Here is an 18,315-nt window from a genome sequence, read left to right as displayed (position 1 = left end):
AAAAAGGTATGACAGGCGGTTAAACCTGCCGGCCATACCTCGGTGATACGCTATTATTCCTCTGGTTGTTCAACCGGGGCGGCCGGTGGTATTACGGCCGGTTTCGGTTTGCTTGGGAGGGCGGTTACTGGCGCTCCGGTATACTCGGCAGCTGCCGCCAGCTCCGGCTTGCCCTTAGTCTGGGTCAGCCCTTTAATCAGAGCCTCAACATCAATGCCGGACACACTTTTCAGCATCTCGGGGGCTGTCGCCATCAGCTGGGTCACATAATTGCTGACCCGGGCCGCACCTTCACCGTTGCCGGTATCCACAACAGTCAGCTTATCGATAGAAGCCAGCGGCTCGGCGATCTTTCCGGCCAGCTCCGGCAGCATTTTGACGATAATATCGAGTACCGCCGCTTCGCCGAACTTCTGGAAGGCTTCCGCCAGCTTCTCTTTGGCTTCCGCTTCGGCCAGACCGCGCAGGCGGATAACTTCCGCTTCCGCTTTACCTTTGGCCAGCTCGGCATCGGCCACCGCCTGCCCTTCCAGACGTTTCTGCTCGGAGGTAGCCTGAGCCTGCTTCTCAATACTATACTGAAGCGCATCGGCTTCACGCATCCGCTTGGCCTTGTCGGCTTCCGCCGCCTGCTCCACCGCGTAACGATCCGCTTCCGCTTTCTTCTTCACTTCCGCATCATACTGCTTCTCGCGAACCTGGATTTCCTTGGTCTGCAGATCAATTTCGCGTTCCTTGCGGACCAGCTCGACCTTCATCTGCTCTTCAACCACCGTCTGCTTGGCCCGCGCCTCCTGAATATGGTACGCCTGGTCCGCTTCCGCTTTGGCGGTATCCTGATCACGTTTGAACGCCGCTACCTTCAGCTGGTTCTCCTTCGAGGCTTCGGCGATGTTGGTATCACGCAGCAGTTCTGCCTTCTGCCCCTGCTCTTCGGCATTGGCCTTCTGAATCCGCGCGTCACGCACTGCTTCGGCTTCGGCAATCTCTGCATCCCGCTTCACTGCGGCAATCCGAGGTTTACCCAGCGCTTCCAGATAGCCGTGCTTGTCACGCACATCCTTAATGGTGAACGAGACGATCTGCAGCCCCATTTTCTTCAAATCACGGGCCGCAACGCCTTGAACCTCCTGGGCGAAACGGTCCCGGTTGCGGTAGACCTCTTCAACGGTCATCGAGCCGAGAATCGCCCGCAGATGGCCTTCGAGCACTTCCTGGGCTTCGCTCTTCAGCGCCTCAATCGGCTTGCCCATGAACTGCTCGGCTGCCGTCGCCACATCCTCGGTCGAGCTGCCCACCTTGATGATCGCCACTCCATCGGCAATGACCGGAACGCCCTGCTCCGTGTAGACCTCCGGGGTCGTCACGTCTAGCTTGTGGGAGAGCAGTGACATGAACTCGGCCTTCTGGAAGACCGGCAGGATGAATGCACCGCCGCCGCGGACGATTTTGATTTTGCGGCCGGAGCCGTCATCTGAGATATGATTGCTGCCCAGGAAGGAACCGGTGACGATCATACCTTCATCAGGTCCTACCGTTTTGTAACGGGCCCAGAATGCAATCCCCAGTACAAATAATACAGCCACAACGACTGCGGGAATAAACAAAAAATCAGGAATACCGAACATTAAGAATCCACTCCTCTTCTGTCTTCGAATTCTGACACAAGGGCTACGCCCTCCCGGACCTCTACCACCACAACTTTAATGCCGGCCGGCAGCGGATGCTGTTCGAAGCTGGCTGCGGTATGTAGACTGTTGCCTGCACCGAATTTCACCATAATCTCACCATAGCCTGATGCAGGAACCGGAACCATAACCTCACCGATTCTTCCCGGCAGATCGTTCATGGAGAACCCGTTCGACATTTCGCTGTTCCTCATTGGCTTCACTACAACAAGATGCAGCACCACTCCCATAAAAGCCGCAATCAGCAGGGACAAGGCAAGAATTGCGCCATCTTCCAGTCCGCTGTAGCGGCTAAGCAGCACCCCCGCTCCGCCGAACACTGTTACTCCGCCTGCCAAGATGGCAGGATTGACGAAATCAAAGGATACGAAGTCAAAAACCCCGTGCAGAGCGCCTCCGATCAGGTCGCCTACAAGTACACTGACTACGGCAAAAATAATGCCCAGCGCCAAACAGCCCAAATACAGCGTTTGCATATTGGTCTCCTCCCGTCTTTACTTCCGGACTGTCATACTAGTTTAAACGCAGAAACCATGTCCTTGGTTTCACAAAGTTGGGTATTAATCTCATTATTGTATCTCCGGAGAGAGAACATTAAGGGATTTCCATGTTAAAAAGCCGCTCCCGGTGAACGGGAGCGGCTGATCTTTGGGTGCAGCAAATATGGTTAACCATTGCCGGTATGTCTATCCAGCTGCCTTGCAGGACCGGCTTACAAGGTTAACTGCTTGTAAATGCAGCTTACAGAGCCAGTTTGTAAATCTCTACAACATCCTCACGCTGCAGCTTGCGGAAGTTGCCAAACGGGCCGAAACGGACAGCCTTGTCCGCCATATTGCCGATTTCGCTGTCATCTATGTCATAATCACCAAGCGTCTTCGGAGCTCCGATGGAATCCCAGAAGCTGCGAAGCGCCTCGATGCCTTCCAGACCGACTTCCTCATCGCTTCTGCCAGCCGGATCAATCCCGAATACGTTCACTGCCAATTGGCGGAAACGGGCAGGATTCGTACTGAGGTTGTATTTCATCCATTGCGGGAACAGAATCGCCAATCCTCCGCCATGCGGAATATCGTAAACGGCGGATACGGCATGCTCAATATTGTGCGTAGCCCAGTCTCCGGCAAAGCCCATGCTGACCATCCCGTTCAGTGCCATGGTGCCGCAGTACATGATGGTCTCACGCAGTTCATAGTTGTTCAGATCTTCGATCAGCTTCGGTGCAGTCTCGATTACTGTACGAAGCAGGGTTTCACAGAAGCCGTCTTGTACTAGCGTATTGCCGTCTGTGTGGAAATAATGCTCCAGTGTATGGGACATGATGTCCACCATACCGTAGACCGTCTGGTCACGCGGCAGGGAGAAGGTGTTCTCAGGATCAAGAATCGAGAATGCCGGATAGGCATGCACGCTGCCCCAGCCCATTTTCTCCTTGGTCACTTCATTCGTAATTACCGAGCCGTTGTTCATTTCCGAACCGGTAGCCGCCATAGTCAGCACAGTCCCCAGCGGAAGAGCTCCCTGAGGCGCCGCTTTGCGCTCCACGAAGTCCCACATATCCCCATCGTATTTCGCACCGACAGCTACAGCCTTGGCACAATCCAGCACACTGCCGCCGCCGACGGCGAGGATCAGTTCGATCCCGTTCTCGCGGCATAAATCCACGCCTTTATGTACGGTAGACAGGCGCGGGTTAGGCTCCACTCCGGCCAATTCCGTAACTACAGCTCCGATGGCATTCAGCTCAGCAATTACATTGTCGTACAGGCCGCTGCGCTTAATGCTGCCGCCGCCGTACATCAGCAGTACATTCTTGCCGTATTTCGGCACTTCGGTGCGGAGTGCCTGCAATGTCCCTTGTCCAAAAATCAGCTTGGTAGGGTTATAGAACTCAAACTTACGCATATGGGTAAACCTCCATGAGTATATGAATGTGACGCACTTGTATATTATAGACCTCCGGCTTGCCGCATTCAAATGACTACAGAGGAGCGGCAAAAGGTCGGTATCGTGTTTAAAAGACACGGCGTTCCCTTAACGCCTGCCTAGCACAAATTCAAAGGGATTTATCCCTTTATTTTCCGCTTGCCGCCCACTTTTGGCGCAATCAGAGGGATTTATCCCTTTAATTTCCTCATGCCGCCCACTTTCGGCGAAATCAGAGGGATTTATCCCTTTAATTTCCCCATGCCGCCCGCTTTCGGCGGACTCAGAGGGATTTATCCCTTTAATTTCCGCTTGCCGCCCGCTTTCAGCGAAATCAGAGGGATTTATCCCTTTAATTTCCCCATGCCGCCCGCTTTCGGCGGAATCAGAGGGATTTTTCCCTTTAATTTCCGCTTGCCGGCCACTTTCGGCGGAATCAGAGGGACTTCTGCCCTTCATTTCCTCCCATCGCCCGATTTCAGCGAAATCAGGGGCACTTCTGCCCCTCATTTCCTCCTGCCGTCCACTTCCGGCGGACACATCATTGCATCGTAGTTTCCCGCGCAACAAAAAATGCCCCCGCCGACACTCCGGCAGGGACATCTCATTTACAAGACACAGCGGTCTTAGTTAAACCCGCTGCTGTTCACGAACCGGCGGAATGCCGCCTGGCCTTCCGGTGTGCGTTTGTAGACTCCCGCATGCTCCAGAATATGCGTGAACTTGGTGCCTACCTCGTTCTGCACTGTCTTCACCGCTTCCTCGCGGCTCAGGGAGGTGCCGAAACGGCTGGCCAGCTCCGCGATCCAGGAGGCATGCAGCGCGAGCGGATGATCAGCGCCCTGGCTCTGGACTGCTTCCAGCAGTGCGGTGTCTCCGGCCAAAACGCCAGCGACAGCATCGAGCTCTTCCTTGAGGCGCCCCGGCAGAATCGCCAGGCCCATAACCTCGATCAGGCCGATGTTCTCCTTCTTGATGTGGTGCATTTCCCGGTGCGGGTGGAAAATCCCTTCGGGATATTCTTCGCTGGTCCGGTTGTTGCGCAGCACCAGATCCATCTCATAGCCGCCGTCTTCTGCCCGGCGGACGATAGGTGTAACCGTGTTATGCGGCACGCTCTCCCCGGCTTCTTCACTGAAGGCCAGGACATCAGCTGCCGGATCGCTGTAAGTCTTCCAGGCCTCATAGATACTGTTGCCTGCTTCCAGCAGCACGGCAGGATCTGCCCCGTGCATCCGCAGCACAGACATCGGCCATTTCACAATGCTTAGGCTAACGCCTGGATATGCAGCATGGGTGAAGCTATCCTCTTTGGGCGCCTTCTGGATGGGGAAGGTGTGGCGTCCGCCCTGGAAGTGATCATGGGTCAGAATGGAGCCGCCGACAATCGGCAGATCGGCATTCGAGCCGATGAAATAATGCGGGAAGGATTCAACAAAGCTAAGCAGACGCTTCAGCGTATCCTTCGTCAGCTTCATCGGCACATGATCATGGTGGAACACGATACAATGCTCGTTATAATACACATACGGCGAGTACTGGAAGAACCACTTTTCATTATTCATTGCAAGCGGAATCACGCGCAGGTTCTGGCGCGGCGGATGATTGACCCGTCCGGCATAGCCGACATTCTCGCGGCAGAGCTGGCATTTGGGATAGACCGGCGGCGGGAGCAGCCGGGCCATGGCGATTTCCTTCGGGCTTTTCTCCGGTTTGGAGAGATTGATCGTCATCTCGATATCCCCGTAAGGCGACTCCTGAAGCCAATATACATTCTTGGCCACCCTGTCCATACGGATATAGTTGGAATCAATGCTCAGCTTATAAAAGCGGTCAGTGGCCGCCTGAATGCCCTGCTCCGCCTGGATCGCGGCAAACTCCGCATTTACCTCAGACGGCCGGGCCATCAGAAGGCCCATGATCTTGGCGTCCAGCAGATCGCGGTATGTGTCCGTATTCTCCGGAATCAGCCCGGACTCAAACCCGTAGTCGATCAATTGATCCAGCGGGGCCTGCGGACTCTCAAGCGGACCTTCAGTGAATTCACCGGCATACGGCTCACTGAAGCCGAACTGGTCCAGCAGCTCATTGCGGCTGTAATCAACGTCAGCCGGCTGAATCAGCCCCTTGTGCTGCGCGAACAGGACCAGCTGTTCAATTGCATACAATGCCTTCTCAGAGGCTGCAACCGTAATATTATCGTTCTGCATTTCAATTCTCCTTATTTGCTGCAACCTGTATAGCTGAACTTAAGATATTAACTTAAGCCATAGACGTCACTACGGTGAATATTTGGACCTCCGGCCGCTGTTGTCCCCAGATTTCTTGATTGACCCGCTGATTGCGGTAGAAATCCGGTGACTGCTGATGCTTCCGAAGCGAGCTTTCCTGCGGAAAGCTTTCAGGCGGTCGCTAACGCTCCTACAGTTCCAAAATCCCCCTTCTATCCTTCTGGCTTTTTATTTTTCTTTTGTTCATCTTAGGATTGCTTATTCTTCAAGCCAGGCTTCCGTACTATTCACAACAAAGTACATTGGCAGGCTTAGCCGCCATACCCTTCCGGATTCGCGGAGTGCCAGTTCCAGGCGCTTTGAATGATGCCTTCCAGATCGGCATGCTGCGGGTCCCAGCCCAGGATCGTCCGGGCTTTGGCCGAAGAAGCGACAAGTACCGCCGGATCACCGGCGCGGCGCTCCTGGATTACAACCGGAATGTCCAGGCCGGTGACCTTCTTCGCAGTTTCAATCACCTGCTTGACGGAGAAGCCCAGGCCGTTGCCCAGGTTGAAGATATTGCTTGCACTGCCGCTGCGCAGGTAGGTTACCGCACGGACATGCGCATCCGCCAGATCGCTGACATGGATATAGTCGCGTACGCAGGTTCCGTCTTCTGTCGGGTAGTCTTCGCCGAAGACCGCGATGTTCTCCCGCTGCTTAAGTGCAGCCTGGAGCACCAGCGGAATCAGGTGGCTCTCCGGACGGTGGTCTTCGCCGATTTTGCCGCTGGCATGTGCACCTGCAGCATTGAAGTAGCGCAGCGCTACGTATTTGATGCCGAGTACCTTGTCGAACCAGGCCATCATGCGTTCCATGGTCAGCTTGGTCTCCCCGTACACATTCGCAGGTTCAGTGCGGTCCGTTTCTTCAATCGGCACCTTTTCCGGTTCGCCGTAGGTTGCGGCTGTGGAGGAGAAGACGATTTTGTCCACTCCGGCATGCTGCATCGCTTCGAGAAGACACTGTGTACCATACACGTTGTTGTCGTAATATTTTACCGGATCCTTCATGCTCTCGCCCACCAGGGAACTCGCTGCGAAATGGATTACCGCTTCAATCTTGTTCTCGGAGAAAAGCTTGGCCAGCAGTGCCTTGTCGCGCAGGTCTCCCTCATACAGCTTGCCGCCCAGCAGCGCCTCGCGGTGCCCTGTCAGCAGATTGTCGATAACTACAACCTCTTCGCCCCGGTCCAGCAGCTCCGCCACTGTGTGGGAACCGATATATCCTGCTCCGCCCGTTACCAGAATCGCCATCTTACTTCACTCCTTTCAGTTCTTCAACGCCGTTGCCGATCGTGCATACATAGAACTCGCCCGTCAGACCGGATCTCTTCTTGTAAGCTTCGCCGACTTCGGCAATGAAACGTTCCACATCATCCTCATGCACCAGAGATACTGTACATCCGCCGAATCCGGCACCTGTCATACGCGAGCCGAGTGTTCCCGGAATACGCTGTGCTTCTTCAACCATGATGTCCAGCTCTTCGCAGCTGACTTCATACAGGTCACGCAGGGAGACATGGGAGTCGTTCATATAGAGTCCGAATTGCTTCAGGTCATTGTTCTTGAGCACTTCAACCGAATCGAGCACACGCTGATTCTCTTCCACCACATGGCGGGCGCGGCGTCTGACGGTTTCGTCGGTGATTTTATGCTGATGAAGCTCGAATTGTTCAGGTTTAAGCTCGGCCAGGTAAGACAGGGTTGGCACCTCTTGCTTCAAAATAGCCAGAGCCTCCTCGCATTGGCTGCGGCGCTCATTGTACTTGGAGTCCACAAGGCCGCGCTTCTTGTTCGTATTGCCGATAACCAGCTTATAAGAGCCGGTCACAAACGGTACCAGGCTGTATTCCAGGGTGTCGCACATCAGCAGGATGGCCTGGTCGCGTTTGCCGTTGGCGACAGCGAACTGGTCCATGATGCCGGAGTTTACACCCACATACTGGTTCTCCGCACGCTGGGACAGCAGGGCGATCTCTACAGTATCCGTGTCTCCGCCAAGCAGCGTCAGGAAGGCATAACCTGTTACTACCTCGATGGAAGCGGAAGAGGACAAGCCCGAGCCGTTCGGAATCTCTCCGTGGAACAAGAGGTCATACCCTCCGGATACCGGAAGATCCTTCTTGGCCAGCTCGACCATAACACCAACCGGATAGTCAACCCACTCGCCGGTTTTGGCTTTGCCGATTTCGCTGTAGTCGATAGAGGCTTCATAAGGGAAATTCGTTGATGCGAATTGAACCTTGCCATCCGAACGCGGACGTACGATAAGGGTAGTTCCGAAGTCCAGTGCTGCCGGGAACACATAACCGCCGTTGTAGTCCAGATGCTCTCCGATGAGATTCACACGGCCTGGTGCATAGAATACCCGCGCCTCTTCGCTGCTCTCCCCGTATTTCTCGATAAATTTACTGTTAAGTTCCTGTACGCTCATTATTGCCACTCCATCCTTTCGCTGCTTGTGCTTGGGCTTTCAACTTGTTTCCAACTTGCTTCCTTCTGCTTACATTATAATAAAATCAGACTTGCCCTGATAATGCAATCATGTGTGCAATACATGGACAAATGTGACTTCCGGCAGCCGGGAGGATATACTGGAGATAAAGATTCATTTCTGCGCTTCCCCTCATGCTAAGCTATGATAGCGTTATATTCAAGAAAGGCGGATGGCCGTTGGAACATACCTATTCCGTAGGATCAAATCCCGTGTATTTCGATCAGCAGTCTCTGCATGTGCTGTTCGCCGGGGAGAGCCAGACGCTTCCGCTGCATCAGGCCGGCCCCAAGATCTACGATTATTATCTGCTTCACTACATTGAGTCCGGCTCCGGTGTCTTCCGGACCGAGCAGCGCAAATATGAACTGGGGGCGGGAGACTGCTTCCTGATCCACCCGGCCCAGCTGGTGAGCTACATCTCGGATCAGCAGCAGCCCTGGCGGTACCGCTGGGCTGCCTTCACCGGAACGGAGGCGGAGCAGCTCGCCTTGCAGGCCGGCTTCTCCCCGGAGAAGCCGGTCCTGACCACGGCTGAAGGCAGTCTGATCCCGGGTGCACTCGCCGGGATGATGTCCGCCTTCTATGCGGGCAAGGAGAGCGCGCATCTGACCTCGCTCGGCTATCTTTACCTGATCATCGGCGAAGCATCCGGTCTGCTGATCTCCTCCTTAAGGTCGCCCGGGGCGGAGTCGCAGGTCAAACGCACAGTGAAGCAAATGATCAACTATATGACATCACAATATGCCCATCCGGTCTCCATTGAACAGATGTGCGGCAGCCTGGGCTATAACCGCGCTTATTTGTCACGCATCTTCAAGCAGGAGACCGGCCTCTCGCCGGTGACCTATCTGCTGAAGCTGCGCATTGAGAAGTCCCGCCAGCTGCTGCGCGAACGCCCTGAGCTGTCAGTAGAGCAGGTCGCAGCCTCCGTCGGCCTGACCGATGCCCTGTACTTCTCCCGGCAGTTCAAACGATTTTGTGCCCAGTCTCCCAGCACTTACCGGCAGGCAACTGCCAATCCCGGGGAGAAATAGGCTCAGGAGAGCATCCGGCGTTCTACCAGAACTCCGCTTAAGCCAACAGCCCGTTTCCTGTTCCGGAAGCGGGCTGTTGCTTGTCAATTCTATAGATTACTCAGGCTTCATCCTCTGTTCCAAGGATCGTCTCAATCCGTTCCAGCTCTTCCTGCGAGAAATCGCCATGCGCCAGAGCGGCAATATTCTCCTCGATCTGGCTTACCCGGCTGGCGCCGATCAGCGCCGAGGTCACCTTGCCGCCGCGCAGCGTCCAGAGGAGCGCGAACTGGGCCAGGCTCTGGCCGCGAGCTACCGCCATCTGATTGAGCGCATGGATTTTGCGCAGCACCTCCGGCGTAATCCGGCTCTCGTTCAGGAAGGCGGATGGCCCGGCGGCCCGGGAATCGCCCGGAATGCCGTTCAGGTATTTGCTGGTCAGCAGGCCCTGCGCCAGCGGTGTAAAGGCGATACTGCCGACGCCATGCTCCTGCAGCACATCCTGCAGCCCGCCTTCGATCCAGCGGTCGAGCATGGAATACCGCGGCTGATGAATCAGAAGCGGTGTTCCGAGCTTCTTCAGGATGCCAATTGCCTGCTCCGTCTGCTCAGCCGTGTAGTTGGACAGGCCGATGTAGAGCGCTTTGCCTGAACGCACGGCATGATCCAGTGCTCCCATCGTTTCTTCCATCGGTGTTTCCGGGTCCGGACGGTGGGAATAGAAAATATCCACATAGTCCAGTCCCAGCCGTTTCAGGCTCTGGTCCAGGCTGGATAGTATATATTTGCGTGAACCCCAGTCGCCGTAAGGGCCGGGCCACATATAATATCCCGCCTTGGTGGAGATTACCAGCTCGTCACGGTACGGAGCGAGATCACGGGCAAGAACTTTGCCGAACAGTTCCTCTGCCGAGCCTGCCGGAGGGCCATAATTATTAGCCAGATCGAAATGGGTAATTCCGAGATCGAAAGAGCGGGTGATCATCTCACGGCCATTCTCATAAGTGTCGATGCCGCCGAAATTATGCCACAGGCCCAGTGAAATTGCCGGAAGCTTGAGGCCCGACCTGCCGGTGCGGTTATAACGCATGACTTCATACCGTTCATCGCTAGCCACATATACCATTGATTATCCCTGCCTCTCGTTTCCTCAGTTATTGCAATACCCTATTTTAAACTCCGTACAGACTTTGTAATCTTCACCCCGGCGAAAAGCTTGAAATCCTCATCCGATCAGCCCTTGTATTCTGCCCATCACATCGCCGATCCGGTCCGTAATGATCAGATCTGCCTGATGGTCGTACGGTGTCGGATCGCCGTTGAGCAGCACCGTATGCCTTCCCCCGAAGTAGGTGATCAGACTTGCCGCCGGCTGGACGGTGAGCGAGGTGCCGCCAATCAACAGCAGATCTGCTGCCGCAATCGCCGCCACTGCTTCGACCAGCACATCATGATCAAGCGCTTCCTCATAGAGCACCACATCCGGCTTAATGATGCCGCCGCACTCCGGGCACAGCGGTACAGCAGCCGTCTGCTCCAGAATCTGCTCCAGACCGTAATAGGTATTGCAGTCCATGCAGTGATTGCGGTGAATCGAGCCGTGCAGCTCCAGCACCCGGCGGCTTCCCGCCAGCTGGTGCAGACCGTCGATATTCTGTGTAATGACTGCCTTCAGCTTGCCTTTGGCTTCAAGTTCAGCCAGCAGCCGGTGGGCTCCGTTCGGCTTCGCCTCCGGATGTATCATCTTGCTGCGGTAGAAATCAAAAAAAATGTCCGGCGAGGACATGAAAAAGCTGCGGCTCAGCATGACTTCAGGCGGATAAGGAGAGTTGTGCTGAGTCTGGTATAGACCGGCCGCCGAACGGAAATCCGGTATGCCGCTCTCCGTTGATGTTCCGGCGCCGCCGAAAAAAACAATATTCCCGCTGTCTTTGATCCAGGAAGCCAGTAGCTGCAATTGATCCATAGAGTCCACACGTTTCCTCTCTGTACAGAAATGAAATCAGAATGTTAACCGGAGCTGCGGATAGCCGGAAACAACAATATCCGCATCCAGCAGGTGGGCTGCGGCCCCGTCTGGAGACAGACCCACAGCAAGACGCAGTCCGGCTCCCTTGCCAAGCTGCATATCCGCATTACTGTCACCGATAATGACCGTCTCCCCGGGCAGCAGGCCCAGCTCCCGGCAGGCCGTCTCGGCCATCTCCGGTGCAGGCTTGCCGTGCTTCACTCTGTCTCTGGTGACGACAGAATGAAAATAACCGGATATCCCAAGCCACTCCAGCTGCTCACGGGTAGTGGCCATATTGTCTGAGGTCACTACACCGAGTTTCAGCGAAGCGGCCGCACACTGCTCCAGGAAATCCGGCAGCCCCGGTATTGCCACCGCCGCCCTCCGCCGGCGCAGCTCGTTCATAGCTTCCTTGGAGATCGCATTCACCCGCGTTACCGCTTCATTCCAGGGAACGCCGGCAGCATACAGCTGCCAGGCCAGAATCCCGGTCGTTTCTTCGGCGGTCGCCATGGAGAGCGGCCCGGCGGGATCATAGCCGGTCACCTTGCCGTTGGCATCATGAACCGTACCCAGCACAGAAGCAAGCTCCGGCCCGGCTCGCGGCAGGCCGCCGATGAATGCCAGCTGGCTGCCCAGCCTCTCCAGAATCAGATCAGCCCAGCTTCCCCAGGTGGCAAGCAGATCCAGCAGCGTTCCATCCTTGTCGAACAAGATGCCCCTGCACGGAACGGATATCTCATTAATATGCAATTCAGGCATTCAGACTGACACTCCTCTCCCAGGCGGAGTTACTTCCGTCATTCGGTGCTCACTTGCTCTGACGCAGATTCCCTATCCAATCCAGCAAGGCCCGCGCAGTGCGTGCCTGCTGCTCTTCCTCTGTGATCGTGGCTATGCCGTCACCCTTCTGGGGGCCGTAGCTCCCGAACTGGGCATGATTGCCGCCGTTGACCGGCGTGTATACAGTGTTGCCCGGAAGATAAGCCCGGCCTTCGTTATAGCTCTCCTGATCAACCACCTTGTCCTCCGTACCCAGCACCGACAATACGGACAGCGTAGTATCCTTCAGACTGCCCTTCTCATCCGGGTAGGAAGCCAGAAAAAAAACGCCTTCCAGCTGGTCGGCATGATCTGCGGCGAAGCGCGAGGCCATTACCCCGCCAAGCGAGTGTCCGCCAAGCACAAAGGACTGCTTCGGATGCACGCGGATAATCTCTTCGGCAGCATTCCCCTTGATCACGGCCAGATTGAGCGGCATTCTCGCGATATAGAACGGGTGGCCGGCTGCTGCGATTTTCCTGGCAAGCGGAGCATAAGCTTCCGCCTCGACCAGTGCGCCGGGATAAAAGATCACGGCGGTGCCGAGTGCAACCGATGGCTCGAACGAGATCCAGTTGTCATTCTGCTCTACTGTAACTCCCCCGGCAGAGACAAGTGCGGATTCGGCTCTTTCAGCAGGCTGATACGGAGTCAGGTACTTCCATATAAACACCCCTGCCACCAGCAGAATCAATACAATTCCTATAAGCACATTACGTTTGGTACTGCTTTTTCTCAATAGAATTCACTCCCGGATACTGCATACAGAAAATTATAGTGTAATCAATGAAATCAAACAACCTTCAACACTTCGCCACATCTGGCGGCCATGAGAGCGCTTACCATTGTGATGTATTTCACAATTTATTTACCGGAAATCATGTATTTTAAAATTAAAGTATTAAGCATCGCGCAAACCGCATTTATTGGAGGTAACGTCATGAACCGGGAAAGCTCGCTCGACACGCGTGGAGAAACGTTTTTTCTTAATTTGCGCTTCATGCTTATTGTAACTGTCTTTGTGGCCAATGCGATCGAACCCCTGATTCTTGAAATGAGCGGACTCCACACCCTGTACCAATGGATCTTCAGCTTTCATATGCCGCTGTTTGTGCTTGTGACCGGTTACTTTGCCCGTAAAAGCTTAAATGGCGCGGCCGGCCGTAAGGTGCTGCTGCAGATCGGACTGCAATATATTATTTTTCAGAGCCTCTACTCCGCACTCGACATTTCCTTATTCCATGTAAATAACATACAGCATTCCTTCTTCGCTCCTTACCTGCTGCTGTGGTTCCTGGCCAGCCACGCCTTCTGGCGTCTGCTCATGCTGGGGATGAGCCGCTGGAGCAAGAGCGCCCAGTTTGCCTTTGCTATCGCCGCAGGTGTGGCTGTAGGTTATCTGCAGCTGGATGGAATCTGGTTCAGCATCAGCCGCACCTTTGTCTATCTGCCCTTTTTCGTCATCGGATTTCATTTCTCATTCGGAGCTTTCATTAAGCTGTATCAGCAATATGTCAAAACCGCTGCCGCTGCAGCTTCAATCCTGCTGCTTATCGTGATGGGCTTAGCGGGACGCGGTCTCCCGATGGGCTGGCTGTTCGGCAGTATGACCTATATGCAGCTCGGTGCTCATGAATGGTATGCGGGGGTGTTCCGGCTCGCTGTGTATGGTTTGCAATTTGCCGCTTCCCTGGCATTTCTGGGCCTGGTCCCTTACGGGTTAAGCCGCATCACAGACTTGGGGCGCCGGACCCTCTACGTCTTCCTACTTCACGGATTCATTGTCCGGGCGGCTGCCGTTTCCGGCCTGTATGCCTATATCGGAAATGCTGCCGGAGCCGCTCTTCTGATTGCAGGCGCAGTATCCTGCACGGTGCTGCTGGCCCAGCCCGCTGTCAGACGTATGCTGAACCCTCTGGTGGAGCCGTCTGTAGACTGGATGCTCTCACTCCAGCGCGCCGCCATCCGGCGTTCACTTTAGTAATTATTCACAGAAACCTCTTCCCTTATTAATATGTAGAAGCCTGTCCCGCCGCGGATAGGCTTTTTGTGTATGAATTCCTGTGGAGGACAGTGTAGCCGTTTCCATGGGTCAGCCGGGAGATGACTGCGACAAACTTCACATTGCCCGGTAGAAAAATGAGGTTTTTTGTGATAGACTCTCTATTAACGTTCGTATCCAATCCGCTTGTTTTATAGAAACGGCTCCGCCCTACTTCTGTTCACTGCAGGAAGCTGGACCTTGTACCTTCTATAAACCGCAGACACGCAGCTTTTGGGATTGCAATGCGTTAATGCGGCACTATATTTGTTCTCACCGTTCCAAGAGGTTAGGCTCACATTACTTTTAGGGGGAAATTTCATCATGGCAAACAAGAAAATGCGTTCAGACATGATCAAAAAGGGCTTTGACCGTGCTCCGCACCGCAGCCTTCTGCGGGCCGCAGGCGTTAAGGAAGAGGATTTCGGCAAGCCGTTCATCGCAGTCTGCAATTCCTATCTCGACATTGTACCGGGTCATGTGCATCTGCAGGAATTCGGCAAAATCGTTAAGGAAGCTATCCGTGAAGCCGGCGGGGTTCCGTTCGAATTCAATACCATCGGCGTAGATGACGGTATTGCCATGGGACATATCGGAATGCGCTATTCGCTCCCAAGCCGCGAGATTATTGCCGATTCTGTGGAAACGATGGTTTCCGCTCACTGGTTCGATGGAATGGTGTGCATTCCCAACTGTGATAAAATCACCCCGGGCATGATGATGGGCGCACTGCGCGTCAACATCCCGACGATCTTCGTCAGCGGCGGACCGATGAAGGCCGGCGTAGACAGCAAAGGCAAGAAGCTATCCCTGACATCCGTGTTCGAAGGCGTTGGCGCCCATCAGGTCGGCAAGATCAATGACGCTGAACTGCTTGAACTGGAACAATTCGGCTGTCCAACCTGCGGATCATGTTCGGGTATGTTCACAGCCAATTCCATGAACTGTCTGGCTGAAGCTATGGGCCTTGCTCTCCCGGGCAACGGCACCATTCTGGCTGTTGCCGAAGAACGCAGAGATTTCGTCCGCAAATCAGCTACCCAGCTAATGGAGCTGATCAAGCTGGATCTGAAGCCGCGTGATATCGTAACCCATGAATCATTGGACAATGCCTTTGCGCTGGATATGGCTATGGGTGGTTCCACCAACACTGTGCTGCATACCCTGGCACTAGCTCAGGAAGCTGAAATTGACTATCCGCTGGAGCGCATCAATGAAGTAGCCAACCGCGTGCCTTACCTGGCCAAGCTGGCTCCGGCATCCGATATCTTCATCGAGGATGTGGACCGGGCGGGCGGCGTCAGCGCTGTGCTGAACGAGCTGCTGAAGAAGCCGGGCGCCATCTTCGGCGACTGCATGACCGTAACCGGCAAGACTCTGGCCGAGAATGTCACGGGTCATGAGATTCAGGATACGTCGGTTATTCATACAATAGACAACCCTTATTCCCCGGTAGGCGGATTGGCTGTACTCTACGGCAACCTGGCTCCGGAAGGCTCCATCATCAAGGTTGGTGCCGTAGATGCTTCCGTTGGCGGCTACCACAAGGGCCCTGCCATCTGCTTCGACTCCCAGGAGCAGGCGCTGGAAGGGATCGCGAACGGCAAGGTCAAAGAAGGCCATGTCGTTGTTATCCGGTATGAAGGTCCGAAGGGCGGACCGGGTATGCCGGAAATGCTGGCACCGACTTCGCAGATCGTCGGTATGGGTCTTGGCGCCAAGGTCGGCCTGATCACCGACGGCCGGTTCTCCGGAGCGTCCCGCGGTATCAGTATCGGCCACATCTCGCCGGAAGCGGCTGAGGGCGGACCGATTGCTTTTGTCGAGGATGGCGACATCATCGAACTGGACCTGATCAACCGCAAGATCGAGCTGCTGGTTGAAGAAGAAGTCCTGGCTGTCCGCCGCAGCGGCTGGAAAGGCTTCGAACCGAAGGTGAAGACCGGTTACCTGGCCCGTTACTCCAAGCTGGTTACCAATGCAAGCAAAGGCGGCGTGCTGAAGATCTAATCGGCCGCAGCCTGAGATAGAAAGAACGAACTGAAAGAGCAGTCTCCTCCGTTAATGCGGCGGGACTGCTCTTTTTGACATGTAAGGACCGATTTGCGACTAGAATTGCACAGTTCCAGCAGATGTAGGGACCACCCAAATTGTCTCTATCGCTGTTCGCTAGGGAAATGTTGTACGCTCTGCAACTTTGATTCATCGATAACGGGTTGTTCCGGAAGATTGTTGTATGAAATACAATATCTTCCCGCTAAGCCGCCTGGAGTAGGTGAAATCCTGCATTTCATACAACATTTTCCGGTAATCTCCGATTTAACTCGGGAAATGTTGTATTTCGTGCAGGATTTCGACTTAGGATGGAGGTCTCGGGATCTCCGTCCGACACAGGCAGCAAACATATCGGCAATAGCTCCAGATATATAAAAAGCCCCGCCAGCCCATTCAGGCCAGCGGAGCATAAGAAGCAGCTTCAGTTGCGGTATAGATAAATATCAAAATTTATAAGTGCTGTCTGCCTGCTGCATTCAATGAACAACCGTTGCTCCGGGTAGTTCAAGTTCAGCTTCAAGGGAATGCTCCTCTTCCCGCATCCGCTCCCGCTGCTTCACCGGCTTCTGCGGCCGCTGCTGGTTCATCTGGTCGAGCAGCTGCGACACGGGCATCAGCATCATTTTTGGTACCAGCAGCTCACTGCGGACTTTAAGTCTCGCTCCGCCTGACGGATGAATGACGCTGAGCAGAATACTGAGATAGAATTTGGTGGAACTTGCGAACAGGCCGCTTGGCAGATCCAGAACCATGAATCCGAATTTCTCCGGCCCGCGGTTCAGCATGCTCACACCGTAGAGTGCCTTGGCTTCCGCCAGATCCACATCACCGGCAATCCGCTCCGCAAGCACCGGGAGATCCTTCTCCATACGGCGGATCATGCGGATGGCAAGCTGTGCAGAGGAACGTGAATGCACCCCCAGCTCGAACAGCTGCCTGTTGTCGATATGCAGCTCTATCACCTTGTCGCCTTTGCTTAAGGTCTCGCCGTTATCCATCTGCACGGGATTCCCCTGATACTTACGCAGCCGGTAATGCAGGAACGGATCTGCCGGTGAGATCGTCTTGATCTGGAACAACAGCTGGAATACCTGTTCCCAGGCCAGCCATAAGCCGACAACCAGCCGTTTGCCGAAAGACAGACGCGTGATAGGTGATTCCTGCACCGCCTTGATCATCTTGTCAATCCGGATACTTCGCAGCCCCCGCCTATCCGCTTCTTGAAGCATCCGCTCCAGGGCAATAAGCATATGCTCCGGTGCATGCGGATCGGCACCGAGCGTAGTACCGCAGTCATGAAGCAGCATGACTTCACCAGGGCCCAGCTTGGAGATCAGCTTGTCGGTCAGACGTTCCGCCCCCAGCTTCTCCTTCCAGTCGCCGAACATGGCCGACCAGAGTACAATCTGCACCTGCCGCCGCTTCGAGAAGTCAAACAGGTTCACAATTCCCCACGGCGGACGGTAATAGGTACTGCGCTCGCCGGTTATTTTGAAGATAATATCATCGGTCCGCTGAATTTGCTTCCTCACCGTTGCCGGACGCATCAGCCAGTTCGTCTTGTGCACATAATTGTGAATCCCGATGAGATGCCCTTCATCATGCATACGCTTAATAATCTCCGGATGCGCTTCAGCATGAGCACCTACCACGAAGAAAGTCGCCTTAGCTCCATAGCGCTTAAGCAAATCCAGCAATAACGGTGTATAATGCGGGTCAGGTCCGTCATCAAAGGTCAGGCCATAATCCGTGCGCCCGATTCCCTTCCGAAAGACACGATAACCAAATATACGGCTGATCATTCCAGGAATGAAAGCATAAAAGGTAGAAATGTAAAATAGCCAGAGCAGCAAAGTCTGCATGTAAATTCCCCGCTTTTCCAGAGTTGACTTTGGCTCGTCTTACATGTGATACGGCCAAGTAGAGTAAGTAGAAGCGTCTGCTGTCCTGCAAGAGGACAATACCGTTGTGGCGACAAGTAGTACAT

The 18,315-nt window shown here is 54.6% G+C and carries 15 protein-coding genes; 3 read left to right on the top strand and 12 right to left on the bottom strand.

Features of this window, described 5'->3' with window-relative positions; all coding sequences use genetic code 11:
• Positions 1-53 precede the first annotated feature (53 nt).
• From P40081_RS09475 to P40081_RS09445, 7 genes are all read right to left on the bottom strand, one after another.
• The gene (locus tag P40081_RS09475; RefSeq protein WP_042135020.1) at positions 54-1,628 is read right to left on the bottom strand and encodes a flotillin lipid rafts scaffold protein FloT; all 1,575 of its coding nucleotides are present in this window, start codon (positions 1,626-1,628) and stop codon (positions 54-56) included.
• Positions 1,628-2,164: an NfeD family membrane protein gene (locus P40081_RS09470; RefSeq protein WP_042135018.1), complete on the bottom strand. Its 537-nt coding sequence runs from the start codon at positions 2,162-2,164 to the stop codon at positions 1,628-1,630. Before P40081_RS09470 ends, P40081_RS09475 begins: the two co-directional genes overlap by 1 nt.
• Positions 2,165-2,429: 265 nt before the next feature.
• The gene (locus tag P40081_RS09465) at positions 2,430-3,593 is read right to left on the bottom strand and encodes an iron-containing alcohol dehydrogenase (RefSeq protein WP_042135017.1); all 1,164 of its coding nucleotides are present in this window, start codon (positions 3,591-3,593) and stop codon (positions 2,430-2,432) included.
• A 129-nt stretch (positions 3,594-3,722) separates the two neighbouring features.
• Positions 3,723-4,073, bottom strand: coding sequence for a hypothetical protein (locus P40081_RS09460; RefSeq protein ID WP_156118570.1), 351 nt, complete (start codon positions 4,071-4,073; stop codon positions 3,723-3,725).
• Between the two features lie 167 nt (positions 4,074-4,240).
• Positions 4,241-5,824, bottom strand: a complete 1,584-nt coding sequence (locus P40081_RS09455) for a UDP-glucose--hexose-1-phosphate uridylyltransferase (protein ID WP_042135013.1) — start codon at positions 5,822-5,824, stop codon at positions 4,241-4,243.
• Between the two features lie 332 nt (positions 5,825-6,156).
• The gene (gene galE, locus P40081_RS09450; RefSeq protein WP_042135011.1) at positions 6,157-7,143 is read right to left on the bottom strand and encodes a UDP-glucose 4-epimerase GalE; all 987 of its coding nucleotides are present in this window, start codon (positions 7,141-7,143) and stop codon (positions 6,157-6,159) included.
• Between the two features lies 1 nt (position 7,144).
• Positions 7,145-8,323, bottom strand: a complete 1,179-nt coding sequence (locus P40081_RS09445; RefSeq protein WP_042135009.1) for a galactokinase — start codon at positions 8,321-8,323, stop codon at positions 7,145-7,147.
• Between the two features lie 239 nt (positions 8,324-8,562).
• Between P40081_RS09445 and P40081_RS09440 the strand changes: the two genes are divergently transcribed.
• Complete coding sequence (locus tag P40081_RS09440) at positions 8,563-9,420, top strand: AraC family transcriptional regulator (protein ID WP_231575315.1); 858 nt, start codon at positions 8,563-8,565, stop codon at positions 9,418-9,420.
• 100 nt (positions 9,421-9,520) lie between these two features.
• Here P40081_RS09440 and mgrA read toward each other — a convergent pair whose 3' ends face one another.
• The 4 genes from mgrA to P40081_RS09420 form a co-directional block, all read right to left on the bottom strand.
• Positions 9,521-10,525, bottom strand: coding sequence for an L-glyceraldehyde 3-phosphate reductase (mgrA, locus tag P40081_RS09435; RefSeq protein ID WP_042135004.1), 1,005 nt, complete (start codon positions 10,523-10,525; stop codon positions 9,521-9,523).
• 99 nt (positions 10,526-10,624) lie between these two features.
• A complete protein-coding gene (locus P40081_RS09430; RefSeq protein ID WP_042135002.1) occupies positions 10,625-11,365 on the bottom strand; it encodes an NAD-dependent protein deacylase in 741 nt (246 codons plus the stop codon).
• A gap of 36 nt (positions 11,366-11,401) precedes the next feature.
• Positions 11,402-12,172, bottom strand: coding sequence for an HAD family hydrolase (locus P40081_RS09425; protein WP_042135000.1), 771 nt, complete (start codon positions 12,170-12,172; stop codon positions 11,402-11,404).
• A gap of 49 nt (positions 12,173-12,221) precedes the next feature.
• Entirely contained in the window at positions 12,222-12,971 is a 750-nt protein-coding gene (locus tag P40081_RS09420; RefSeq protein ID WP_042134998.1) for an alpha/beta hydrolase, read from the bottom strand.
• Between the two features lie 201 nt (positions 12,972-13,172).
• Between P40081_RS09420 and P40081_RS09415 the strand changes: the two genes are divergently transcribed.
• A complete protein-coding gene (locus P40081_RS09415) occupies positions 13,173-14,213 on the top strand; it encodes an acyltransferase family protein (RefSeq protein WP_042134996.1) in 1,041 nt (346 codons plus the stop codon).
• Between the two features lie 384 nt (positions 14,214-14,597).
• Positions 14,598-16,283, top strand: coding sequence for a dihydroxy-acid dehydratase (gene ilvD, locus P40081_RS09410; RefSeq protein WP_039295667.1), 1,686 nt, complete (start codon positions 14,598-14,600; stop codon positions 16,281-16,283).
• Between the two features lie 521 nt (positions 16,284-16,804).
• On the opposite strand, the gene P40081_RS09405 is transcribed toward ilvD, so the two are convergent.
• Positions 16,805-18,190, bottom strand: coding sequence for a polysaccharide deacetylase family protein (locus P40081_RS09405; protein WP_042134994.1), 1,386 nt, complete (start codon positions 18,188-18,190; stop codon positions 16,805-16,807).
• Positions 18,191-18,315: the final 125 nt, after the last annotated feature.

Source organism: Paenibacillus sp. FSL P4-0081 (genome assembly GCF_000758565.1).
Taxonomy (GTDB): Bacteria; Bacillota; Bacilli; order Paenibacillales; family Paenibacillaceae; genus Paenibacillus_AQ; species Paenibacillus_AQ phytohabitans.
The sequence above is the reverse complement of the archived record's forward strand: the minus strand, read 5'-3'. Positions and strand labels throughout refer to the sequence as shown.

Coding starts and splice junctions, on each gene's coding strand:
- P40081_RS09475 (WP_042135020.1), bottom strand. CDS start 1,628: ATGTTCGGTATTCCTGATTTTTTGTTTATTCCCGCAGTCGTTGTGGCT.
- P40081_RS09470 (WP_042135018.1), bottom strand. CDS start 2,164: ATGCAAACGCTGTATTTGGGCTGTTTGGCGCTGGGCATTATTTTTGCC.
- P40081_RS09465 (WP_042135017.1), bottom strand. CDS start 3,593: ATGCGTAAGTTTGAGTTCTATAACCCTACCAAGCTGATTTTTGGACAA.
- P40081_RS09460 (WP_156118570.1), bottom strand. CDS start 4,073: ATGAAGGGCAGAAGTCCCTCTGATTCCGCCGAAAGTGGCCGGCAAGCG.
- P40081_RS09455 (WP_042135013.1), bottom strand. CDS start 5,824: ATGCAGAACGATAATATTACGGTTGCAGCCTCTGAGAAGGCATTGTAT.
- galE (WP_042135011.1), bottom strand. CDS start 7,143: ATGGCGATTCTGGTAACGGGCGGAGCAGGATATATCGGTTCCCACACA.
- P40081_RS09445 (WP_042135009.1), bottom strand. CDS start 8,323: ATGAGCGTACAGGAACTTAACAGTAAATTTATCGAGAAATACGGGGAG.
- mgrA (WP_042135004.1), bottom strand. CDS start 10,525: ATGGTATATGTGGCTAGCGATGAACGGTATGAAGTCATGCGTTATAAC.
- P40081_RS09430 (WP_042135002.1), bottom strand. CDS start 11,365: ATGGATCAATTGCAGCTACTGGCTTCCTGGATCAAAGACAGCGGGAAT.
- P40081_RS09425 (WP_042135000.1), bottom strand. CDS start 12,172: ATGCCTGAATTGCATATTAATGAGATATCCGTTCCGTGCAGGGGCATC.
- P40081_RS09415 (WP_042134996.1), top strand. CDS start 13,173: ATGAACCGGGAAAGCTCGCTCGACACGCGTGGAGAAACGTTTTTTCTT.
- ilvD (WP_039295667.1), top strand. CDS start 14,598: ATGGCAAACAAGAAAATGCGTTCAGACATGATCAAAAAGGGCTTTGAC.
- P40081_RS09405 (WP_042134994.1), bottom strand. CDS start 18,190: ATGCAGACTTTGCTGCTCTGGCTATTTTACATTTCTACCTTTTATGCT.